This window comes from Mesorhizobium sp. URHB0026 (assembly GCF_054059755.1).
In genome coordinates this window covers 4,971,294-4,993,232 of sequence record NZ_JBSSCN010000001.1, presented here as the reverse complement: position 1 = coordinate 4,993,232, position 21,939 = coordinate 4,971,294, and the positions used below count along the sequence as shown (strand labels likewise).

The window sequence follows — 21,939 nt, the reverse complement described above, 5'->3', positions numbered from 1 at the left end:
CGCCAGTCACCTCATGCCTTCCCGGCGAGGCGCTTCAGCAGCCATTGGCGGAAATCCTGCTCGGCGCTTGTCAGGTGCGCGGTCGAACGCCTGGTCAGAAAATGCCCTGACGTGCTGGGGAGCTCAAAATCGGAAAGCCGGACCAACGCTCCGCTGTAGAGCGCCGCGTCGATTAGTGGTCGCGACCCCAGAAGCACGCCGGCACCGGCGCTCGCCGCCTGCATGGCGGCGACGAAACTGTCGAAGCGGTGCGAGCGCTGGGGATGGCCGGCCAATCCGGCCGCCGAGAACCATTCCGCCCACATCTCGCGCGCCCCGGCCACCAGAAGCAGCGGCAGCGACGTCCAGTCGGCGGCACTGGCCAAGGCCGGGTTTGCCACTGGCACAAGCCGCTCGGCGGTCAGCCTCTCGGCCTCGCGTCCGGGAAAGGATCCGTTGCCGAACCGGATGTCGAGCGCCGAGCCCGGCAAATCATAGTCGGTCGGGCGATGGATCGTCACCAGATCGAGCTGGATGCGTGGCAACGCCTCGCCGAGATCGGGCAGCGCCGGAACCAGCGCCAGCAGCGCAAACGAGATCGGCACCCGGAGCGAGACGGTCTGGACGGCGCGCGGTTCGAACAGTTCCGTGGTGCTGCTGCCAATGGTGGCGAAGGCCGACTGAATGTGGGGCAGGTAGGCGGCACCTGCCGGCGCCAGCGCGACCCCTCGCGCCAGCCGCGAAAACAGACGCGTCTTCAGCCTTTCCTCGAGCAGCCGGATGTGCTGGCTGACGGCCGCCTGGGTCAGGCCGAGTTCGGCTGCCGCCGCGGTGAAGTTCGACAGCCGTGCCGCAGCCTCGAAACTGCGCAGCCAGTCGAGCGGAGGGAGGGTAGGGATGGTTCGCCGAGCCATTAGTAAACCGGTACCATAGACCAAAAAATGATAATTGGAGTTATGCCTCTTGGGAGGTCAACATGCAATCCAAACCACGGCACGAACCGTGGGCAACAAGGCGACAGGACGGATTTCCATGCTCACCTACGCGCTGGTTGGCGATGAAGGCAGAACAATCGAACTTGGTTGGACAGACGGCAAACGTACCCGCTTTCACGCCATCTGGCTGCGCGACAACGCGCTTGACGACAAGACGCGCAGCGCCGGCAACGGCCAGCGCCTGATCACCATCCTCGACATTCCGGTGAAAACGAGAATTGGCGCTGCCGCCGTCAAGGCCGGAGCGCTGGAGATCAGCTTCGAACCGGAGGGAAAAACGGTCAGCTTTCCCGCTCAATGGCTGCGTGCGAACGCCTATGATAGCGACGAGACACGGCAGCTTGGTTGGACAGGCGATGTTGTCCAGCGCTGGACCAGGGCGACGATGCAGAACTCGGTGCCGCGCGCCAGCTATCCGGCCGCCTTGCAGGGCCGCGGCGTCCTGCGCGAATGGCTTTCGGCGGTGAGGACTTACGGTTTTGCGGTGATGGACGGGCTGCCGGCCGAATCCGGGGCGCTGTGCAAGGTGTCCGACTTGTTCGGCTATATCAGGGAGACCAATTACGGGCGCTGGTTCGAAGTGCGCGCCGAGGTCAACCCGAACAATCTCGCCTACACCAATCTCGGCCTGCAGGCGCATACCGACAACCCCTATCGCGATCCGGTGCCGACGCTGCAGATCCTGTCCTGCATCGAGAACACGGTGGAGGGCGGTGAATCCAGCGTCGTTGATGGCTTTGCCGTCGCGGCCGCCCTTCAAGCGGAAAATCCCGAAGGTTTTCGGCTGCTGAGCTCCCATGCGGCGCGGTTCGAATATGCTGGGTCGTCCGGCGTGCGGCTGCAGGCGAAGCGACCGATGATCGAGCTTGGACCCGACGGCGAACTGATCTGCATCCGCTTCAACAACCGTTCGCTGGCGCCGACCGTCGATGTGCCGTTCGCCGAGATGGGCGCTTATTATGCCGCCTACCGCCGCTTCGCCGAGCTGATCGAGGATCCATCCTTCGAAGTCACCTTCAAGCTTGAGCCCGGCCAAGCCTTTATCGTCGACAACACCCGCGTCATGCATGCCCGCAAGGCGTTCTCCGGCACCGGCAAGCGCTGGCTGCAGGGATGCTACGCCGACAAGGACGGCCTGTTGTCGACGCTCGCGGCGATCGAACACGGCTTCAAGGAGGCCGCGGAATGATCGGCCAGGATCTGAACGCGGACACCATCGTCGAATTCATCGCCGACATTTTTGAGCGCCGCGGCGCCGAATCCTATCTTGGCGAGCCGGTGACGATGTCCGAGCATATGCTGCAAGGGGCCTGGTTGGCGGAACAGGATGGAGCCCCAGACGTGCTGGTGGCCGCCGCGCTGCTACACGACATCGGCCACTACACCAGCGAGTTCGGCACCTATTCGCCCGAGGATGTCGAGGACAAGCACCATGACGAGGCCGGCGGCGAGGTGCTGGCGCCGTTCTTCCCGCCTGTTATTGTCGACTGCGTCCGGCTGCACGTTGCCGCCAAGCGCTATCTCTGCGCCACCGACCCGACCTATTTCTCCAGGCTGTCGCCGGCTTCGGTTCATACCTTGTCGCTGCAGGGCGGACCGATGAGTGCCGACGAGGTGGCTGCGTTCCGCGAGAACCCGTTCCATGAAGAAGCGGTGCGAGTTCGCATCTGGGACGAGGGCGGCAAGGTCGCCAATATGCGGACGCGGGCGTTTCGCGATTACGTGCCGTTGCTGCAGCGCGTCGTGAACGACTTCGCCAATCGGCCCTGATGGAAACCGATCACCGGGAGGAGACAGCCAATGTGCTTCTGCTTCGACGGTGAAAGCGCGGTGGCGGCATACCGGCCGGAGACCTGCCGCGATCGTTTGGCTGACGAGGGCGTTTTCACGCCATCGCCGACCAGCCCCGGCGGCGAACTCGCCGCTGCCGCTTTGTTCGATGTCGCCGAGGCGAGACAGGTTCACCGTGTCGATGCGGGAGAAGCGAACTATCCCTTGTGATAGACCTGCTGCAGCCCGTAGACCGGCGTCGGCAAGCCGACTTGCCGGGCTTTCAGCTGCAGCGCCAGATATTGCGAATAGTGGCGCGACTGGTGGAGGTTGCCGCCATGGAACCACAGCGCCTCCTGCTGGGTCGGCTTCCACATGTTGCGCTGTTCGCCTTCCCAGGGGCCGGGATCCTTGGCGGTGTTGGATCCAAGGCCCCAGACCTTGCCGATCTTGTCGGCCACCTCCTGCGAGATGAGGTCCGCCGCCCATCCATTCATCGAGCCGTAGCCTGTGGCGTAGATCACGAGATCGGCCGGCAATTCGGTGCCATCGGCGAATTTGACGCCGGTTTGGGTCAATTCCCGCACCGCCGCACCTGGTCCGCTCTTGAGCTTGATCGAGCCGTCTATGACCAAGTCGCAGGCGCCGACATCGATGTAGTAGCCCGAACCCCGGCGCAGATACTTCATGAACAGGCCTGAGCCGTCATCGCCCCAGTCGAGCAGGAAGCCCGCTTTTTCCAGGTCCTCGTAGAACTTCGCGTCGCGTTCCTTCATCTGCTGGTAAAGCGGGATCTGGAACTCGTGCAGGATGCGATAGGGCAGCGAGGCAAAGATCAGGTCGGCCTTGCGCGTCGTCATGCCGTTCTCCACCGCCTGCTCGGAATAGAGTGCGCTGAGCCCGATATCCATCAACGTGTCGGACTTGACAATATGGGTGGAGGAGCGCTGCACCATGGTGACGTCCGCGCCTCCCTCCCAGAGAGCCGCGCAGATGTCGTGGGCGGAGTTGTTGGAGCCGATGACCACGACCTTCTTGCCGCGATATTTATCGGGGCCGGGATGGGTCGAGGAATGCTGCTGCTCGCCCTTGAAGATGTCCTGGCCCTTGTATTTCGGCCAGTTCGCCTTGCCGGACATGCCGGTCGCCAACACCAACTGCTTGGGCTTGAGCACGATCTCTTCGCCGTCACGCTCGACCACGACGATCCATTCCTTGGCCTCGTCGTCGTATTTCGCGGATTTAGCCGAGGTGGAGGACCAGTAGTTCAGCTCCATCACCTTCGTGTACATCTCGAGCCAGTCGCCGATCTTGTCCTTCGGGGCGAAGACCGGCCAATTCTTGGGGAAGTCGATATAGGGCAGATGGTCGTACCAGACCGGATCGTGCAGGCAGAGCGACTTGTAGCGCTTGCGCCAGGAATCGCCGGGACGCTCGTTCTTCTCGATGATGATGGCCGATACGCCGAGCTGGCGCAGGCGCGCGCCGAGCGCAATGCCGCCCTGGCCACCGCCGATGATCACGACATAAGGCTGCTTGCCGCGGCCGAGTTCGGCGATCTCGTCATCACGCTCCTCGCGCCAGGATTTCCTGTCCTTGCCGTGACCGTGCTTGGCGCCGAGCGGCCGATTGAAACCGGCCTTCTCCTCATGGCCCTTGAGCTCGGCCATGCTGGTGAGCAAGGTCCAGATCAGGTCGCCCTTGAACCGCACCAGGCCGAAGCCGCGCGCCACCTCGGTCTCGAAGGTGATCCAGGCGGTGGTGACGCCGTCCGCCTCGGTCGCCTCCTCGCCTTCGGCCACCTTCCAGTCGCTCGGCAGGGTTCCAGCCAGGGTTGCTTTCAGCATGTCGCGGATCTGCTCCTGGCCCTCCATCGTCCTGAGATTCCAGGTGAAGGTGACGAGGTCGCGCCAGTAGCAATCCGCCTGGAAACAGTTGACCGCCGCGTCGATGTCGCCGGTCTCCAGCGCCTTGCCAAGCTTGTCGAGCAGTGCCTGCGCCTTCGTGGTGGGTGTTCTCTCGAGCATGGTCTCTCCTCCGGTTGTCGTTTTCCAAGAACGCCTGTTCAGGCTTCCACTGGAACAGCAAGCGGCCGGCCAGGACCTCCCTGCCCTGGGGATGGGACTCCCATTCGCCGGCAACGCGTCTCCTCCCAGGCACGTCGTCAGCCCGGCATAGTGGTGCGTCGATGGGATGGGCTCAACTGTACTATGGTAGCGCGCGGCGGAGCCGATTTCACAGGCGAGTGAATTCGTGCGGTACCCCATTGACGACCCCGCGACTTCGCCATTATGGTCCGCCACCATGAAAACGGCACTCATTCTCGTAGGAAGGCGCGTGGGCAAGGCGGTGTAACCGCCGGGCGAAAACCCCCCATGCGCAGACACAGGCTCCCTCGGGGGCCTTTTTTATTGCCTGAAACACGACTAAACGACCAGCAACGCCCAATGGCGGACAGTACGGGACCAGACCGATGAGCAATGGACAGAACGAGCGGCGCGAGATGGCAGGTAGGGAAATGACCGGCGCCGAAATGGTGGTGCAGGCGCTGAAGGACAATGGCGTCAAGCATGTCTTCGGTTATCCCGGCGGCGCCGTTCTCCCGATCTATGACGAGATCTTCCAGCAGGAAGAGGTCGAGCACATCCTCGTGCGGCACGAGCAGGGCGCCGGCCATGCGGCAGAGGGGTATGCGCGGTCGACCGGCAAGGCAGGCGTCATGCTGGTGACATCGGGTCCCGGCGCCACCAATGCGGTGACGCCGCTGCAGGATGCGCTGATGGATTCGATCCCGCTGGTCTGCCTGACCGGGCAGGTGCCGACCTCGCTCATCGGCTCCGACGCGTTCCAGGAATGCGACACGGTCGGCATTACGCGGCCCTGCACCAAGCACAACTGGCTGGTCAAGGACGTCAACGAACTCGCCGCGACCATCCACGAGGCCTTCCATGTCGCGACGACCGGCCGTCCCGGTCCGGTCGTGGTCGATATCCCGAAGGACGTGCAGTTCGCCAAGGGCTTTTATGTGCCGCCGCAGATCGCGCCGCGCACCAGTTACCAGCCCAAGGTCCAGGGCGACCTGGATAAGATCAAGGCGGCGGTCGAACTGATGGCCGGCGCCAGGAAACCAGTGATCTATTCTGGTGGCGGTGTCATCAATTCCGGCCCGGAAGCGAGCCATCTCTTGCGCGAACTGGTCGATCTCACCGGTTTCCCGATCACCTCGACGCTGATGGGGCTCGGCGCCTATCCGGCGTCGGGCAAGAACTGGCTGGGCATGCTCGGCATGCACGGCACCTACGAAGCCAACATGGCCATGCATGATTGCGACGTGATGCTCTGCATCGGCGCGCGTTTCGACGACCGTATCACCGGCAGGCTGAATGCGTTCTCACCGAACTCGCGCAAAATCCACATCGATATCGATCCGTCCTCGATCAACAAGAACGTCCACACCGAAGTGCCCATCATCGGGGATGTCGGGCGCGTGCTGGAAGACATGCTGCGGCTGTGGCGGGCAACCGCCAAGCACGACAAGAAGGCGCTCTATCCCTGGTGGGAGCAGATCGCCAAATGGCGCGGGCGCGATTCACTCGCCTTCAAGATGAACAACGACGTGATCATGCCGCAATACGCCATCCAGCGGCTCTACGAGCTGACCAAGGACATGGACACCTACATCACCACCGAGGTCGGCCAGCACCAGATGTGGGCGGCGCAGCATTATCATTTCGAGAAGCCGAACCGCTGGATGACCTCGGGTGGGCTGGGCACGATGGGCTACGGCCTGCCTGCCGCGCTCGGCGTGCAGATCGCGCATCCCGACGCGCTGGTCGTCGACATTGCCGGCGATGCTTCGGTGCAGATGACCATGCAGGAGATGAGCGCCGCCGTGCAGCACGACGCGCCGATCAAGATCTTCATCCTCAACAACCAGTATATGGGCATGGTGCGCCAGTGGCAGCAGCTGCTGCACGGCAACCGGTTGTCGCATTCCTACACCGAAGCGATGCCCGATTTCGTCAAGCTGGCCGAGGCCTATGGCGGCCACGGTATTCGTTGCGACAAGCCAGACGAACTGGACGACGCGATCAAGGAGATGATCTCGGTCAGGAAGCCGGTGCTGTTCGACTGCCGCGTCGCGACGCTCGCCAACTGCTTCCCGATGATCCCGTCAGGCAAGGCGCATAACGAGATGCTCTTGCCGGACGAGGCTACCGACGAGGTCGTGGCCAATGCAATCGACGCCAAGGGCAGGGAACTGGTGTAGACGACGAGCCGGGGCAGGGCTTGTCAAAAGAAGCCGTGCGAAAACAGGTAATTAGATCAAGAATTTGAGATTCATGTCATGAACGCACAGCACCTTCAACCCACCGGTTCCGCCTACTTCATCGCCAAGGAGACGGAGAGGCCGGAAAACCACACGCTATCCGTGCTGGTCGACAACGAACCGGGCGTGCTTGCCCGGGTCATCGGCCTGTTTTCCGGCCGCGGCTACAATATCGAGAGCTTGACCGTCTCGGAGACCGAGCATGAGAAGCACCTGTCGCGCATCACCATCGTGACGCGCGGCACACCGCATGTGCTGGAGCAGATCAAGCATCAGCTCGAGCGTATCGTGCCGGTGCATCGCGTGGTCGATCTCACCGTTCGTTCGCACGAGTTCGGACAGGAGCGGCCGCTGGAGCGGGAACTGGCGCTGGTCAAGGTTGCCGGCACCGGCGAGGCTCGAGTCGAGGCGTTGCGCCTGGCGGACGCTTTCCGCGCCAGCGTCATCGACGCCAACACCGAACATTTCATCTTCGAAATCACCGGCAAGGGATCCAAGCTCGACCAGTTCATCGCCATCATGAAGCCGCTCGGCCTGGTCGAGATCTGCCGCACCGGCGTGGCGGCCATGAACCGCGGCCCGCAGGGCATGTAGGCCGACCTGTCTGAATTTCCATGAGTGTAGGGACTGGCGTGACCAACGGTCGGCACTGGCCTTTGTGCACCGTCGGAAAAGACAATAGTGCTGACGTATCTGGGAGGATATCATGTCACTCGACGCGTTCCTCGCACTGCTCGTCTATGCCTTCGTGACCTCGATCACGCCGGGGCCGAACAACCTCATGCTGCTGGCCTCCGGCGTGAATTTCGGCATCGGCAGGACCGTGCCGCACATGCTGGGGATCAGCTTCGGCTTTCTCGTCCTCTTGCTTGCCGTAGGCTTCGGGCTTGGGGCGGTGCTAACCGCCTTCCCCGCGCTGCACACCGGACTTAAGATTGCCGGCGCCGTCTATCTGCTCTACCTCGCCTGGAAGATTGCCATGTCGCGCTCGCTCAGCGGCAAGGGCGACACGGATGCGCGGCCGATGCGCTTTATCGATGCCGCGGCCTTCCAGTGGGTCAACCCCAAGGCCTGGGTGATGGCGATCACCGCGATGGCCGTCTACACCAATTCCGAACGACCTTTCTTGTCCGTCATTCTGATCGGCGTGGCTTTCACGGTGGTCAATCTCCCCAGTGTCTCGGTCTGGGCCGGATTCGGCACAGCGCTACGCGGCTTCCTGTCCGATCCGGTGCGGTTGAAATGGTTCAACATCGCCATGGGCGTGCTGCTGGCGGCGACGCTTTGGCCGATGCTGCGCTAGATCATAAGCCTCCATCTGCCCCCTCGAAGCTATTTTCGGAGCCCACCCTACCTCCGGTTTTTAGCGATAGCCGGCTGCACAGCTATTGTGCAGTGCACATTAAATCTTCGTAATGCCGTGTTTTGGCCCTTTTCCGACAAACCCGCGTCCTATCTATTCGGCGAAATCGCGGCAACGAGCCGGAATTGCGCTAGAATACGACCACCTAGCTACGGCGCGTCGGACGGAGAGGTCTTTTGTCGATGCGTGGAAAAGTCGTTCTTTCATTGCTGGCGGTCGCCTGTGTCGGCGCGGCCTGGCTTTATCTGTCGCCGGACGCGCTGAATAAGGCTCAGCAGTTCCTCGGAGCAAAGCAGGTCGCCGCGACGGGCAAGCCGGCGGCCGACAAGCCAGCGGCCGACAAGCCGGCGGGGGACAAGGCGGCGGGTAGCGGCAACAGTGCCCGTTCGACCTCGATCGTTTCGGCGACGGCTACAACCGCGGATTTCCCGATCCGCCGCTATGCCATCGGGTTCGTTTCCTCTCCGGCCGTGGTCAACATCAACGCGCGCGTCTCCAGCCAGATCGTGTCGATCGACGTCAAGGACGGGCAGATGGTGAAGGCTGGCGACCTCCTGTTCTCGCTTGACGACCGGGCGCTGAAGGCGCAACTCGCCAAGGACCAGGCGGCGCTTGCCAAGGACCAGGCGCTGCTCGCCAGCTCGAACTCCGATCTTCAGCGCGCCAAGGACCTTGTCGCCAAGCAGGCCGGTACGCAACAGACCTACGATCAGGCCGTTGCCGCGCAGAAGGCGGCGGCGGCGACGGTCGAGGCCGACAAGGCGACGATCGACGCCGACAACGTCCAGCTTGGCTTTGCCAGCATCACCGCGCCGATCGACGGCAGGCTGGGCGCCGTGAATGTCGCCGTAGGCGACCTCGTCACCGTCAGCAACGGGAACAGCAGCACGGCGACGCCACTGGTGACCATCACCCAGATGGACCCGCTGCAGGTCAACTTCAATCTGCCGGAAAGCAACCTTGCACTGCTTCACAAGGCGCTTGCCAATCCACGGCAGAACGCCGTGACATTGACCCAGAACGGCGACCCGACGCCGATTGGCAAGGGCACGCTCGATTTCGTAGATTCCAGCGTCGACACCGCATCGGGCACGATCGCAACGCGGGCAAGCATTCCCAATGCCGATCTTTCCCTTTGGCCTGGCCAGTATGTGAATGTCGTGCTCGACGCCGGCATCATGCCGCGGATGACCTCCGTTCCGACCGTGGCGGTGCAGCCCAGCCAGAAGGGGCCGTTCGTCTATGTGGTCAAGCCAGACAACACCGTGGAGATGCGGCCGGTGCAGGTGGCGCTGACCGAAGGCGCAAACAGCGCCATCAGCCAGGGGCTGAAAAGCGGCGAGAAGGTTGTCACCGAGGGCCAGACAAGGCTGAAGGACGGCGCCGCGGTGCATGAAGGCAAGGCGGCCGCGCCCAAGGTGGCCGAGGCGACCAGCGCCGGCGAGGCGGCCCAATGATCTCCGAATTCTGCATCCGCCGGCCAGTCGCCACCCTTCTGATGTCGTTCGCCCTCGTGCTGGGCGGACTGTTTGCCTATAAATTCCTGCCGGTGGCGGCACTGCCCAGCGCCGAATTCCCTGTCGTCAACGTCTCGGCCTCGCTGCCTGGCGCCTCGCCGGAAACCATGGCCACGTCGGTGGCGACGCCGCTGATCAAGCAGTTCGCAACCATCGCCGGCATCGATTCCATTTCGACCACCAATTCGCTCGGCCAGACCTCGATCGCCATCCAGTTCGTGCTCAACCGCGACATCGACGCGGCCGCCGCGGACGTCCAGGCGGCTATCGCGCGCACGCAGAAATCGCTGCCGCCGCAGATGACGGCGCCGCCGAGCTATCGCAAGGTCAATCCGGCCGATGCGCCGATCCTGCTAATGTCGCTGGTCAGCGACACGGTTCCGCTGACCGACCTCGATGCCTTCGCCGAAAACGTGATCTCGCCATCGCTGTCGACCATCGACGGCGTCGCGCAGGTCTCGATCTTCGGCCAGCAGAAATACGCGGTGCGCATTCAGATCGATCCGACCGCGCTTGCCGCGCGCGGCATCTCGATCGATCAGCTGCAGGCAGCGGTCGCATCCGCCAACAGCAACACGCCGCTCGGCGTGCTGCAGAACAACAAGCAGCAGCTCACCATCACCGCCAACACGCAGCTTACCGACGCGGCCGGTTTCTCAAACCTCATCATCGCCACCAAGAACGGCCACCCGGTGCGGCTGGGCGAGGTGACCCGTGTCGTCGATTCGGTGCAGACCACCACGACCGCAAGCTGGTATGACGGTACCCGCGCGATCATCATGGCGGTGCAGCGCCAGCCGGACGCCAACACGGTCGACGTCGTCGACAAGGTCAAGGCGATGCTGCCGTCCTTCCAGGACCAGATGCCGGCCGCAGCCCAGATCAAGCTGCTCAACGACCGCTCAAGCTCGATCCGCCAGGCGGTCGACGACGTACAGTTCACGCTGCTCTTGACCATCGCGCTGGTGGTGATGGTGATCTTCGTGTTCCTGCGTCGCGTGACGGCGACCATCATCCCGGCCGTGGCGGTGCCGATCTCGCTGATCGCCACGCTCGGCGCGATGTTCCTGTTCGGCTTTTCCATCGACAACATATCGCTGATGGGCCTGACGCTCGCCGTCGGCCTCGTCGTCGACGATGCCATTGTGATGCTCGAAAACATCTTCCGCCACATGGAGGAGGATGGGCTTTCAGCCTTCGACGCGTCGCTGAAGGGCGCGCGCGAAATCGGTTTCACCATCATCTCGATCTCGATCTCGCTGGTGGCGGTGTTCATCCCGGTGCTTCTGATGGGCGGCGTGATCGGGCGCATCTTCAACGAGTTCGCTGTCGTGGTGACCGTCGCCATCCTGGCCTCCATGTTCGTGTCGCTGACACTGACGCCGATGCTGTGCTCGCGGCTGCTGTCAGTCAGCAAGGCCGACCGCGAGGCACATGGTTCCGGCCACAAGCGCGATTTCATCACGCGCGGCTACGACCGGATTCTGAGCTTCTGCCTGCGGCACACCTTCCTGGTGTTCCTCGTCTTCATAGGCACCGCGGCAGCCTCGGTGTGGCTGATCGAGGTTTCGCCGAAGGGTTTTTTCCCGCAAGAAGATATCGGCCAGATTTCAGTGACCACCATCGCGCGCCAGGACATTTCGTTCGACGCCATGGCCAAGCTGCAGGGGCAGGTGGCGAGCGTGTTCTCGAAGTCGCCCTATGTCGACCATGTGGCCTGGTCGGCCGGCAGCGGTAACAATGCGCTGAACCAGGGACAGCTCTTCGTCCAGCTCAAGGGCAAGGACCAGCGTCCCGATATCGAGAAGGTGCTTTCGGATCTGCGCAAGCAACTGGCCGGCGTGGCGGGCATCGAGACCTACATGCAGCCGGTGCAGAATCTGCGGCTCGGCTCACGCTCGTCGGCCAGTGCCTACCAGCTCGTGGTTCAGGGCCTCGACACCGGCCTGACAGATCAGTGGGCGCAGAAACTGAATGACGCGATGGCGGCCGACCGCACGACCTTCACCGACGTCACCAGCGACCTGCAGAACAACGCCTTGCAGGCGACGCTGGTGGTGGACCGCGACAAGGCCGCCCAACTCGGCATCGACACCGACACGCTGCGCTCGGCGCTTTATGGCGGGTTCGGCACCGACCAGGTTTCAACGATCTTCGGCTCGGCCGACAGTTACGAAGTCATCGCCGAACTCGATCCCAAGATCGAATGGTCGCCGGAGCGGATGCTTGCCATCCAGATGCGGACGGCGAGTGGCAGCCTGGTGCCGCTCGGCGCCTTCGCCCGGGTCGACCGCACGGCCGGCGCCTTGACGGTCAACCAGCTCGGTCAGCTTCCGGCGGTGACCATCTCCTATAACCTTCCGCAGGGCGTGGCGCTGGGCGACAGCGTGAAACGCATCGATGCGCTGAAAGAGCAGATCGGCATGCCGACGGCGATCTCGACGACCTTCGCCGGCACCGCCAAGACCTTCCAGGATTCGCTTGCCAACCAGGGCCTGCTGGTCGGCGGCGCCATCCTGACCATCTATATCGTGCTCGGCATTCTGTATGAGAGCTTCATCCACCCACTCACCATTCTGACCGGCCTGCCGTCGGCTGTGCTCGGGGCGGTTGTCGCCTTGCGCTTCGCCGGCATGGATCTGTCCGTCATCGCGGTGATCGGCATCCTGATGCTGATCGGCATCGTGAAGAAGAACGGCATCATGATGGTCGACGTCGCGCTTGAACTGCGACGAGAGGGCATGTCGGCCACCGATTCCATCCACAAAGCCTGCCTGATGCGGTTCAGGCCGATCATGATGACGACGCTGGCAGCACTGTTGGGCACGTTCCCAATCGCGCTCGGCACCGGCGCCAGCGCGGAACTGCGCCAGCCGCTGGGCGTTGCCGTCGTCGGCGGCCTGCTCGCCTCGCAGGCGCTGACCCTGTTCGTGACACCGGTAATCTACGTCTACATGGAGAATTTCTCGGGCTGGCTGGTCGGACTCATGCCGAAGCGCAAGGCCGATTTGCACCTAGTCGAAGAGGGCGACCAGCCCTCGCTGTTCGGCACAAATGACGACATCCCCGGTGAGCCGCAGAAGACTGCCGCCGAGTAGCAGGCAGGCACGCGCCGAGTTCCGCTGGCCCAAGCCGTAATACTTGCGGCAGGCGGATCGGAACTTTAGTTTGCCGTCATGTCCCACGATCATGACCACGACAACGAACTCGATCCGTTTGCCGCGCGGGTGCGCGCGCTGGAAACCATCCTGACCCGCAAGGGGCTGATCGATCCGGCCGCGATCGACGTCATCGTCGATACCTACGAGACGAAGATCGGTCCGCGCAACGGCGCCCGGGTAGTGGCCAAGGCCTGGAGCGATCCCGCTTTTGCCGCGTGGCTGAAGCGCGACGCGACGGCGGCGATCGAATCGCTGAGCTATACCGGCCGGCAAGGCGAGCATATGCAGGCGGTGTTCAATACCGGGGATACCCACAACCTCGTCGTCTGCACATTGTGCTCCTGTTATCCGTGGTCCGTGCTTGGCCTTCCGCCGGTGTGGTACAAGGCGCCGCCCTACAGGTCGCGCGCGGTGATCGATCCGCGCGGCGTGCTCGAGGAGTTCGGGCTGGTGCTACCGGCCGGGACGAAGATACGCGTCTGGGATTCGACAGCGGAACTGCGCTATCTCGTCGTGCCGATGCGACCGGAGGGCACCGAAGGCTGGAGCGAGGAGCGGCTGTCCGAGCTGGTGAGCCGCGATGCCATGATCGGCACGGCTCTGGCAAGTCACCCCGCATGAACGGGCCGCAGGATCTCGGCGGACAGATGGGTTTCGGGCCGGTCGCGCCCGAACGGGATGAGCCGTATTTCCATGCCGAATGGGAGAGGCGGGCGCTCGGCGTGACGCTCTGCGCCGGCGGCATGGGCGCCTGGAACATCGACGAGAGCCGGCACGCGCGGGAATCGCTGCATCCGGCCGATTATTATGGCTCCAGCTACTATCAGATCTGGATCAAGGCGCTTGAGATCTTGCTCAAGCGGCATGGTTTCGTCAGCGAGCGCGACCTCGGGGCGGGCGAGGCGATCGATCCGGCGGCGAAGCCCAAAAGAGTGCTGAAGGCGGAAAACGTTCCCGCTGTGCTGGCCAAGGGCGGTCCTTGCGATCGGCCGGTGGAGACAGCGCCGCGGTTCAAGGCCGGGGATTCTGTGCGTACGAAAAACTTCAACCCGACCGGCCACACCAGGCTGCCGCGCTATGCGCGCGACAAGCAGGGCACCATCGAGGCAGTGCGCGACGGCTTCGTCTTTCCCGACAGCAACGCGCATGGGCAGGGCGAGAATCCGCAATGGGTCTACACCGTCGTTTTCGACGGCACGGAAATCTGGGGCGAGGGCGCCGACCCGACGCTTGTCGTCTCGATCGATGCCTGGGAGAGTTATCTTGAGCCGGCCTGAAGCGAAGGGATCCGCCGCCAGTTTGCCCGCCGGCTTCGACGCACCGGTGTTCGCCGAGCCATGGCAGGCCGAAGCCTTCGCCATGACTATGGCGCTGCACCGTAAGGGCCTGTTTTCGTGGAACGAATGGGCGGATGCCTTGTCAGCCGAGGTGAAGAAGCCAGATGCCGCGGCGGACGGCCACGATTATTACGAGCATTGGCTGGCGGCGCTGGAAGGGCTGCTCGCCTCCAAGGCGCTGGCCGCCAAACCCGATGTCGACGCGATGGCGCGGGCCTGGGAGCGCGCCGCGCACGCCACGCCGCATGGCAAGCCGATCCTGCTGGAGAACGATCCCGGGCCGACCGTAGGTGGTGGCCACACCGATTAAGGTCGCCGTGGCCCGCGACCCGAATGGACCTACGTGCGCGTACCAAAAACACGGATAATAAGGAGAAGACTGCCGAAGGAGGCGAGACTACCGGCTATTGCAGAGAACATGAGTCGGCGCAGGTATTCAAATTCACTTTGGACCAAGATGCTGCTCACTCGACTGTTCTTGCGTGCAGCCCGCTCCCAATATGGCAGAGCTCTTTCATCGACCTTGGTTACAAGCGCTTCCGTCCTGGTCAGGGCGAGATAGATACCGCAAAGCACTCCCAAAAAGCTGACGAGAAACACGGCAACACACGCCCACACCGCAAGGTGGACGAGTAGTGGTTGTCCTTCCATGACCAACTTCATGTGCTCTCAATCCTTGGTAGTGCTGCCTTGCTAACTTAGGCGCCTTAACCTCTAGTTCCCACTGTCGCTTCAAATCGAGACATGGATTTTTGTTCCCTTTACGTTCTTGTCTTCGCTTGATAATCTGTGGCAGGGGCGTTCGGCGCCGGTAGCGTCGATGCATGGCGGCTATCTTGTCTTTCTCTCGCGAATCCGGTCACACGATCAGATGGAATTTTCACCCCAACAGGATGAGGCGCTGCAAGCGGTCGCCCGCTGGCTGAAGACCGGCAAGCCGCAGCTGTTCCGGCTGTTCGGCTATGCCGGCACCGGCAAGACGACGCTGGCGCGCTATTTCGCCGAACATGTCGACGGCCAGGTGCAGTTCGCAGCCTTCACCGGCAAGGCCGCCCAGGTGCTGCGCTCCAAGGGCGCGGTCAACGCCCGCACCATCCATTCGCTGATCTACAGGCCCAAGGGCGAGGAATCGGTGGCCGACGAGGTCACCGGCAAGACCTCGATGTCGCCAACCTTCTCACTCAACCGGCAGAGCCCGATCTCGCGCGCGAAACTGGTCGTCATCGATGAATGTTCGATGGTCGACGAGCAGCTCGGCCGCGACCTGATGAGTTTCGGCACGCCGATCCTGGTGCTGGGCGACCCCGGCCAGTTGCCGCCGATCTCGGGTGGCGGCTTCTTCACCGATCATGAGCCGGACTTCTTGCTGACCGAAATCCACCGGCAGGCGCGCGACAATCCGATCCTGCGGCTGGCGCTCGATGTGCGCGAGGGCCGCGAATTCATGCGCGGCGACTATGGCACAGCGAAGGTGATCGGCAAGGAAGACGTCAATCAGGAACTGGTGCTGAGGGCGGACCAGGTGCTGGTCGGCACCAACCGCACGCGGCGGCGCTACAACCAGCGCCTGCGCGAGCTCAAGGGCTTCAATGCCGATTACCCACAAGCCGGCGACAAGCTGGTGTGCCTGCGCAACGACCCAGCCAAGGGCCTGCTCAACGGATCGCTGTGGAAGGTGATGACCTCGTCGCGCGAGACGGTCAAGCCCGGCATCAATCTTCTGGTTTCGCCCGAGGAGGACGATCCGGATCGCGGCGTCGCCAAGATCAAGTTGCTGAAGGCGGCGTTCGAGGATCCGGACGCCGAAATCCCTTGGCAGCAGAAGAAGCGCTTCGACGATTTCGACTATGGCTATGCGCTGACGGTGCACAAGGCACAGGGCTCGCAGTGGAACGAGATCGTGCTGTTCGACGAGAGCTGGGCCTTCAAGGAAACGCGCCAGCGCTGGCTTTACACAGCCATCACCCGGGCCGCCGAACGCCTGACCATCGTCAGGTAGAAGGCTCGGCGGATGGCCGGGAGAACCTTTTCATCCTCTTTCTGGAGCGGCGGTCGCCTCCTCACTCGTCGGCCGCGCGCCGAGCCATTCCCAGGCAGCTGCCTCGTCCTCGATCTTGAAATGCCTGAATTCGACGGGCGAGGAAGCGGGCAAGGCGTATCGTGCGTTCGGCGTCCAGTCAGGTGCGCCGATCGCCGCGCAACGGCCAACATGTTCCAATGCATGGATGGCACCCTTCTTGATGGTCTCGTCCGAGATGTCGGCCCAGTCGACGCCCTCGTGATCGACTATGCGCACGGCCACGTCGATCTTCTGATGGAGCAAATAGGCCGCCTCCAGCAGACCGAACAGGTTTTCGGCATCGGCGGCCGAGACATGGCCGACCACGTCGATGGCAAAGAGGTCGTCGCGGCTGGTCTCGATGCGGCGGATCGCCGGCACGGATTGGAGGAAATTCAAGGTGGTGCCTCCCTTTCGTGGAGTATGTTGGTCTTCTGGAACACCGGAAAGGCCCTATCTGTTCCAGTCAAAGACGCTATAGATGCGCCGTCTCAAATGCGCCGTGCCGGAACGAATGAGCGCGGCGCGCCTCGATCGCCTGTTTCACGGACGCCAAACCATGCCCGCCAAGCTTTCCGTCAACCTCAACGCCATCGCCATGCTGCGCAACCGGCGCGACCTGCCGTGGCCCGATGTGATCGGTGTCGGCCGCCTCGCGCTTGCCGCCGGAGCGCATGGGCTGACGGTGCATCCGCGCCCCGACGAACGTCATACAAGGCATTCCGACCTGCCCGAGATCAGGGCGCTGATCGACGACGAGTTCCCACGGGCGGAATTCAACATCGAGGGCTACCCAAGCGAGGATTTCCTGGCGCTGGTGGAGAAACATCAGCCCGAACAGGTGACGCTTGTGCCCGACGATCCCTCCCAGGCGACCTCCGACCATGGCTGGAACTTCATCGCCGATGCGGCGTTTCTGACGCCGATCGTCAGACGTCTAAAGAAGGGCGGTTTCAGGGTCTCGCTGTTTTCCGATGCCGATCCCGCCGGCATGGCGGCCGCGCGCGACACTGGCGCCGATCGTATCGAACTCTATACCGGTCCTTATGGCAGCTATCATTCCGATTCCGGTAAGGCGGCCAAAGAATTGGAACGATTGGGGAAAACGGCTGACGCGGCATTTGCCGCCGGTCTCCAGGTCAATGCCGGGCACGATCTGACGGTGGTCAATCTGCCCGCGCTGGCAAGGCGTGTTCCGGCATTGGCCGAAGTGTCGATCGGACATGGGTTGACAGCCGACGCGTTGGAGTATGGCATGGCCGGCACAGTGGGCCGGTTCCTCAGGGCATGCGGCTGGTAGGGGTGGTAATACTTCGTATTGGTATGGCAGCCATCGCGTGCATTTGATATCGTATCGCAGCATGCATAAAGCACCGCGCGCTTGTCGGAGAGTGGTCGATGGCCCTTGCCAATAGCGGGAGCGAGGCTGAAACCGTCGAGCAATCGGGCCATGCCGGGGTCGAGCAGCACAGCACCAAGGTTCTCATGCTGGGCGCGCTCGGCGTTGTCTATGGCGACATAGGCACAAGTCCGATCTACGCCTTTCGCGAGGCGCTTCACGCTTCGCCCGGCATCGATACGCGCGTTCACGTGCTTGGCGTGCTGTCGCTGATCGTCTGGGCGCTGACGATCATCGTGACCGTCAAATACGTTGCCTTCGTGCTTCGTGCCGACAACAAGGGCGAAGGCGGCACGCTGTCACTGATGTCGTTGGCACGCAGCGCCTATCCCAAAGGCGCTCGACTGATTCTGGTGATCGGTCTTTGCGGCGCGGCGCTGTTTTTCGGCGATTCGATCATAACGCCGGCCATCTCGGTGCTGTCGGCGGTCGAAGGCCTCACGGTGGTGACCCCAACGCTGGACGCCTATGTCGTGCCGATCACCCTGGTCATCCTTGCCATCCTGTTCTCCGTGCAACGCTTCGGCACGGGAAAGGTGGCGGCGGTGTTCGGGCCGGTGACGGCGCTGTGGTTCCTGGCCATCGGCGTTGCCGGCGTCTATCACTTGCTGGACGATCCATCGATCCTGCTTGCCATCAATCCCTATTACGCGGTCGCTTATCTGGCCAGCACACCGACCGCCGCCTTTGTCACCGTCGGCGCCGTGTTCCTGGCGGTAACCGGGGCCGAGGCGCTTTATGTCGATCTCGGCCATTTCGGACGCAAGCCGATCGTGCTGGCATGGTTTTCCGTGGTTTTCCCCTGCCTGCTGCTCAACTATTTCGGGCAGGGCGCCTTTGTGCTCGCCAATGACGGAAAACCGACCAACCCGTTCTTCCAGATGCTGCCTGACTGGGCGCTGATGCCGATGGTGGGGCTTGCAACGGCGGCGACGGTCATTGCCAGCCAAGCGGTCATTTCAGGGGCTTTTTCGCTGACCCGACAGGCGGTGCAGCTTAATCTTCTGCCGCGCATCGAGGTGCAGCATACGTCGGAGATGCAGTCCGGGCAGATCTACATGCCGCGCGTCAACCTGCTCATCGCGATGGGCGTGATGCTGCTGGTGGTCGGTTTCGGCAGTTCGAGTTCGCTGGCGTCCGCCTACGGCATCTCGGTGACCGGCGAAATGCTGATGACGACGATCCTGCTGTTCGTGGTGATGCGCAAGATGTGGAAATGGAAGCTGGCGCTCGCCCTGGCGCTGACCTTGCTGTTCGGCATCATCGACAGCGGCTTCTTCCTGGCCAATGTCGTGAAGATCGTGGAAGGCGGCTGGGTCTCGATCACCGTTGCCTGCCTAATGGGGCTGATCATGTGGACGTGGATACGCGGCAGCCGCTATCTCTTCGACAAGACCCGGCGCAACGAAATCCCGCTCGATTTCCTCGCCGGCAATCTGTTGAAGAAGAAGCCGCAGCTGGTGTCCGGCACCGCGGTGTTCCTGACCAGCGATCCGCTCAGCGCGCCAACCGCGCTGATGCACAGCCTCAAGCACTACAAGGTGCTGCACGAGCAGAACGTCATCCTTTCGGTGGTGACCGCGCCGCAGCCCGTCGTGCCCGACAGCGAACGCGTCAAGATGGAGACGGTCAACGAGTTGTTCATGCGGGTGACGCTGACCTTCGGCTACATGGAACAGCCCAACATTCCACGAGCGCTGGCGATCTGCCGCAAGCAAGGCTGGAAGTTCGACATCATGACGACGTCCTTCTTCCTTTCGCGGCGGTCGCTCAAGGCATCGCCCAATTCAGGCATGCCGGTGTGGCAGGACAGGCTGTTCATCGGACTGGCGCGCTCGGCGGCCGATGCGACGGAGTATTTCCAGATCCCGACCGGCCGCGTCGTTGAAATCGGCACGCAGGTCGCCATTTAACAGACACGTGCTCGCCGGCCCGCAGTTTTTCCATGGATCCGGACATGAGCCCGCGAATGTCGCATCGACCGGCATTCGCTCGACGTCGCCCACAAGAAGCCGCGCGCTGCAGACATGAGTGCCATAACGTTACGGCACTTGATATTGCATTGCAGCAAGCGTAGAGCACCGCGCGTTTATCGGAGTGTCGTACATGGCCCTTGCCAGTGCTGGTAGTGAGGCAGAACCCGTCGACCAATCGAGCCATCCCGAAATCGAACAGCACAGCGCCAAGGTGTTGATGCTGGGCGCGCTCGGCGTGGTCTATGGCGATATCGGCACCAGCCCGATCTATGCGTTCCGCGAGGCGCTGGTCGCGTCGTCGGGCGGGCAAGTTGCCGACCGTGGCGACATTCTTGGCGTTTTGTCGCTGATCATCTGGTCACTGACGATCATCGTCACCATCAAATACATCATGTTCGTGCTGCGTGCCGACAATCGCGGCGAGGGCGGCGTGCTGTCGCTGATGGCGCTGGCGCGCGGCAGTTTTCCGAAACGCTCGGCGCTGATGCTCGGCATCGGCATCGTCGGCGCCTCGCTGTTTTTCGGCGACGCCGTCATCACGCCGGCGATTTCGGTGCTGTCGGCGGTCGAGGGCATGAATGTCGTCACCCCCACCTTCCAGCCCTATGTCGTGCCATTGACGCTGGTCATCCTCGCCATGGTGTTCGCGGTTCAGCGTTTCGGCACCGGTGGCGTCGGGCTGGTCTTCGGCCCGGTGACCGCGATATGGTTCCTGGCCATCGGCCTTTCCGGTCTCAAGCACATCATCGCCGATCCGGAGATCCTGTGGGCGGTCAGCCCGCACTATATCGTCGCCTTCCTGATCCATTCGCCCGATGTGGCTTTCGTCACCATCGGCGCCATCTTCCTTGCCGTCACCGGCGCCGAGGCGCTTTACGCCGATCTCGGCCATTTCGGACGCAAACCCATCGTGCTCGCCTGGCTATGGATCGTGTTCCCCTGCCTGCTGTTGAATTATGCCGGGCAGGGCGCGTTCGTGCTGGCGAAGAACGGCGTGGTCGGCCATCCGTTCTTCGAAATGAACGAGGGTTGGGTGCTGATCCCGATGGTGGTGCTGGCGACGGCGGCGACGGTCATTGCCAGCCAAGCGGTCATTTCAGGGGCTTTTTCGCTGACCCGACAGGCCGTGCAGCTCAACATGCTGCCAAGGCTCGAAATCCTGCACACGTCGGAAAAGCAGTCCGGCCAGATCTACATGCCGCGCGTCAACCTGCTGCTGGCGCTGGTGGTGATGATGCTGGTGGTCGGTTTCGGCGAGTCCAGCAAGCTGGCCTCCGCCTACGGCATCTCGGTGACCGGCAACATGCTGGTGACGACGGTCCTGCTCTATGTGGTCATGACCCGTATCTGGAAATGGAAGCTGTCGGTCGCGGTCCCGCTGACCGTACTGTTCGCTTTCATCGACGTCGGCTTCTTCGCCTCCAACATCGTCAAGGTGTTCGAAGGCGGCTGGGCGTCGCTGGTGGTGGCCTTCACGATCGTGTTGGGCATGTGGACCTGGGTGCGTGGCAGCCGCTATCTCTTCGACAAGACCCGGCGCAACGAAATCCCGCTCGATTTCCTCGCCGGCAATCTGTTGAAGAAGAAGCCGCAGCTGGTGTCCGGCACCGCGGTGTTCCTGACCAGCGATCCGCTCAGCGCGCCAACCGCGCTGATGCACAGCCTCAAGCACTACAAGGTGCTGCACGAGCAGAACGTCATCCTTTCGGTGGTGACCGCGCCGCAGCCCGTCGTGCCCGACAGCGAACGCGTCAAGATGGAGACGGTCAACGAGTTGTTCATGCGGGTGACGCTGACCTTCGGCTACATGGAACAGCCCAACATTCCACGAGCGCTGGCGATCTGCCGCAAGCAAGGCTGGAAGTTCGACATCATGACGACGTCCTTCTTCCTTTCGCGGCGGTCGCTCAAGGCCTCGCCCAATTCAGGCATGCCGGTGTGGCAGGACAGGCTGTTCATCGGCTTGGCGCGCTCGGCGGCCGATGCGACGGAGTATTTTCAGATCCCGACCGGACGTGTGGTAGAAATCGGCACGCAGGTGGCGATCTGACGA

General features: G+C 62.7%; 19 protein-coding genes. 15 read left to right on the top strand and 4 right to left on the bottom strand.

Annotation, left to right across the window (positions count from 1 at the left end):
• Positions 1-11 precede the first annotated feature (11 nt).
• A complete protein-coding gene (locus tag ACVWWD_RS24590) occupies positions 12-893 on the bottom strand; it encodes a LysR substrate-binding domain-containing protein (RefSeq protein WP_457103464.1) in 882 nt (293 codons plus the stop codon).
• A 118-nt stretch (positions 894-1,011) separates the two neighbouring features.
• On the opposite strand from ACVWWD_RS24590, the gene tmpA reads away from it, so the two are divergent.
• The 3 genes from tmpA to ACVWWD_RS24575 are packed head-to-tail and all read left to right on the top strand — an operon-like array spanning position 1,012 to position 2,975.
• Positions 1,012-2,163, top strand: coding sequence for a 2-trimethylaminoethylphosphonate dioxygenase (gene tmpA / locus ACVWWD_RS24585; protein ID WP_352551323.1), 1,152 nt, complete (start codon positions 1,012-1,014; stop codon positions 2,161-2,163).
• On the top strand, positions 2,160-2,744 hold the full coding sequence (tmpB, locus tag ACVWWD_RS24580) for a (R)-1-hydroxy-2-trimethylaminoethylphosphonate oxygenase (RefSeq protein ID WP_352551324.1): 585 nt from the start codon (positions 2,160-2,162) through the stop codon (positions 2,742-2,744). Before tmpA ends, tmpB begins: the two co-directional genes overlap by 4 nt.
• Positions 2,745-2,774: 30 nt before the next feature.
• On the top strand, positions 2,775-2,975 hold the full coding sequence (locus tag ACVWWD_RS24575) for a hypothetical protein (RefSeq protein WP_023769738.1): 201 nt from the start codon (positions 2,775-2,777) through the stop codon (positions 2,973-2,975).
• Here the strand turns inward: ACVWWD_RS24575 and ACVWWD_RS24570 are convergent.
• A complete protein-coding gene (locus ACVWWD_RS24570) occupies positions 2,963-4,771 on the bottom strand; it encodes an NAD(P)/FAD-dependent oxidoreductase (RefSeq protein WP_352551326.1) in 1,809 nt (602 codons plus the stop codon). The two genes, ACVWWD_RS24575 and ACVWWD_RS24570, sit on opposite strands and share 13 nt — an antisense overlap.
• Positions 4,772-5,217: 446 nt before the next feature.
• On the opposite strand from ACVWWD_RS24570, the gene ACVWWD_RS24565 reads away from it, so the two are divergent.
• From ACVWWD_RS24565 to ACVWWD_RS24530, 8 genes are all read left to right on the top strand, one after another.
• A complete protein-coding gene (locus tag ACVWWD_RS24565; protein ID WP_352551328.1) occupies positions 5,218-7,014 on the top strand; it encodes an acetolactate synthase 3 large subunit in 1,797 nt (598 codons plus the stop codon).
• A 78-nt stretch (positions 7,015-7,092) separates the two neighbouring features.
• Positions 7,093-7,668, top strand: a complete 576-nt coding sequence (gene ilvN / locus ACVWWD_RS24560) for an acetolactate synthase small subunit (protein ID WP_013894763.1) — start codon at positions 7,093-7,095, stop codon at positions 7,666-7,668.
• A gap of 112 nt (positions 7,669-7,780) precedes the next feature.
• On the top strand, positions 7,781-8,377 hold the full coding sequence (locus ACVWWD_RS24555; protein WP_023769741.1) for a LysE family translocator: 597 nt from the start codon (positions 7,781-7,783) through the stop codon (positions 8,375-8,377).
• 242 nt (positions 8,378-8,619) lie between these two features.
• Positions 8,620-9,894 carry an efflux RND transporter periplasmic adaptor subunit gene (locus ACVWWD_RS24550; RefSeq protein ID WP_352551331.1) on the top strand — a complete coding sequence of 425 codons (1,275 nt, stop codon included), beginning with the start codon at positions 8,620-8,622 and terminating at the stop codon, positions 9,892-9,894.
• Complete coding sequence (locus tag ACVWWD_RS24545; protein ID WP_352551332.1) at positions 9,891-13,052, top strand: efflux RND transporter permease subunit; 3,162 nt, start codon at positions 9,891-9,893, stop codon at positions 13,050-13,052. Before ACVWWD_RS24550 ends, ACVWWD_RS24545 begins: the two co-directional genes overlap by 4 nt.
• 78 nt (positions 13,053-13,130) lie before the next feature.
• Positions 13,131-13,736 (top strand): nitrile hydratase subunit alpha, encoded by a 606-nt coding sequence (nthA, locus tag ACVWWD_RS24540; protein WP_023769743.1) that lies wholly within the window; start codon positions 13,131-13,133, stop codon positions 13,734-13,736.
• Complete coding sequence (gene nthB / locus ACVWWD_RS24535; protein ID WP_352551334.1) at positions 13,733-14,392, top strand: nitrile hydratase subunit beta; 660 nt, start codon at positions 13,733-13,735, stop codon at positions 14,390-14,392. The genes nthA and nthB overlap by 4 nt, the downstream gene beginning before the upstream one ends.
• Positions 14,379-14,762, top strand: coding sequence for a nitrile hydratase accessory protein (locus ACVWWD_RS24530; protein ID WP_352551336.1), 384 nt, complete (start codon positions 14,379-14,381; stop codon positions 14,760-14,762). The genes nthB and ACVWWD_RS24530 overlap by 14 nt, the downstream gene beginning before the upstream one ends.
• A 29-nt stretch (positions 14,763-14,791) precedes the next feature.
• Here ACVWWD_RS24530 and ACVWWD_RS24525 read toward each other — a convergent pair whose 3' ends face one another.
• Positions 14,792-15,115, bottom strand: coding sequence for a hypothetical protein (locus ACVWWD_RS24525; protein WP_023769746.1), 324 nt, complete (start codon positions 15,113-15,115; stop codon positions 14,792-14,794).
• A 208-nt stretch (positions 15,116-15,323) separates the two neighbouring features.
• Here ACVWWD_RS24525 and ACVWWD_RS24520 point away from each other — a divergent pair, with 208 nt between their 5' ends.
• The gene (locus tag ACVWWD_RS24520; protein ID WP_023769747.1) at positions 15,324-16,451 is read left to right on the top strand and encodes an ATP-dependent DNA helicase; all 1,128 of its coding nucleotides are present in this window, start codon (positions 15,324-15,326) and stop codon (positions 16,449-16,451) included.
• 30 nt (positions 16,452-16,481) lie between these two features.
• Here ACVWWD_RS24520 and ACVWWD_RS24515 read toward each other — a convergent pair whose 3' ends face one another.
• Positions 16,482-16,910, bottom strand: a complete 429-nt coding sequence (locus ACVWWD_RS24515) for a SpoIIAA family protein (RefSeq protein ID WP_023769748.1) — start codon at positions 16,908-16,910, stop codon at positions 16,482-16,484.
• Between the two features lie 160 nt (positions 16,911-17,070).
• Between ACVWWD_RS24515 and ACVWWD_RS24510 the strand changes: the two genes are divergently transcribed.
• The 3 genes from ACVWWD_RS24510 (at position 17,071) to ACVWWD_RS24500 (ending at position 21,936) form a co-directional block, all read left to right on the top strand.
• Positions 17,071-17,811: a pyridoxine 5'-phosphate synthase gene (locus tag ACVWWD_RS24510; protein ID WP_352551376.1), complete on the top strand. Its 741-nt coding sequence runs from the start codon at positions 17,071-17,073 to the stop codon at positions 17,809-17,811.
• Between the two features lie 98 nt (positions 17,812-17,909).
• Positions 17,910-19,823: a potassium transporter Kup gene (locus ACVWWD_RS24505; RefSeq protein WP_352551340.1), complete on the top strand. Its 1,914-nt coding sequence runs from the start codon at positions 17,910-17,912 to the stop codon at positions 19,821-19,823.
• A 193-nt stretch (positions 19,824-20,016) separates the two neighbouring features.
• Positions 20,017-21,936 carry a potassium transporter Kup gene (locus ACVWWD_RS24500; protein WP_457103463.1) on the top strand — a complete coding sequence of 640 codons (1,920 nt, stop codon included), beginning with the start codon at positions 20,017-20,019 and terminating at the stop codon, positions 21,934-21,936.
• Positions 21,937-21,939: the final 3 nt, after the last annotated feature.

Coding starts and splice junctions, on each gene's coding strand:
- ACVWWD_RS24570 (WP_352551326.1), bottom strand. CDS start 4,771: ATGCTCGAGAGAACACCCACCACGAAGGCGCAGGCACTGCTCGACAAG.
- ilvN (WP_013894763.1), top strand. CDS start 7,093: ATGAACGCACAGCACCTTCAACCCACCGGTTCCGCCTACTTCATCGCC.
- ACVWWD_RS24545 (WP_352551332.1), top strand. CDS start 9,891: ATGATCTCCGAATTCTGCATCCGCCGGCCAGTCGCCACCCTTCTGATG.
- ACVWWD_RS24555 (WP_023769741.1), top strand. CDS start 7,781: ATGTCACTCGACGCGTTCCTCGCACTGCTCGTCTATGCCTTCGTGACC.
- ACVWWD_RS24550 (WP_352551331.1), top strand. CDS start 8,620: ATGCGTGGAAAAGTCGTTCTTTCATTGCTGGCGGTCGCCTGTGTCGGC.
- ACVWWD_RS24525 (WP_023769746.1), bottom strand. CDS start 15,115: ATGAAGTTGGTCATGGAAGGACAACCACTACTCGTCCACCTTGCGGTG.
- ACVWWD_RS24520 (WP_023769747.1), top strand. CDS start 15,324: ATGGAATTTTCACCCCAACAGGATGAGGCGCTGCAAGCGGTCGCCCGC.
- ACVWWD_RS24505 (WP_352551340.1), top strand. CDS start 17,910: ATGGCCCTTGCCAATAGCGGGAGCGAGGCTGAAACCGTCGAGCAATCG.
- ACVWWD_RS24565 (WP_352551328.1), top strand. CDS start 5,218: ATGAGCAATGGACAGAACGAGCGGCGCGAGATGGCAGGTAGGGAAATG.
- ACVWWD_RS24575 (WP_023769738.1), top strand. CDS start 2,775: ATGTGCTTCTGCTTCGACGGTGAAAGCGCGGTGGCGGCATACCGGCCG.
- ACVWWD_RS24590 (WP_457103464.1), bottom strand. CDS start 893: ATGGCTCGGCGAACCATCCCTACCCTCCCTCCGCTCGACTGGCTGCGC.
- nthA (WP_023769743.1), top strand. CDS start 13,131: ATGTCCCACGATCATGACCACGACAACGAACTCGATCCGTTTGCCGCG.
- tmpA (WP_352551323.1), top strand. CDS start 1,012: ATGCTCACCTACGCGCTGGTTGGCGATGAAGGCAGAACAATCGAACTT.
- ACVWWD_RS24510 (WP_352551376.1), top strand. CDS start 17,071: ATGCCCGCCAAGCTTTCCGTCAACCTCAACGCCATCGCCATGCTGCGC.
- ACVWWD_RS24500 (WP_457103463.1), top strand. CDS start 20,017: ATGGCCCTTGCCAGTGCTGGTAGTGAGGCAGAACCCGTCGACCAATCG.
- nthB (WP_352551334.1), top strand. CDS start 13,733: ATGAACGGGCCGCAGGATCTCGGCGGACAGATGGGTTTCGGGCCGGTC.
- tmpB (WP_352551324.1), top strand. CDS start 2,160: ATGATCGGCCAGGATCTGAACGCGGACACCATCGTCGAATTCATCGCC.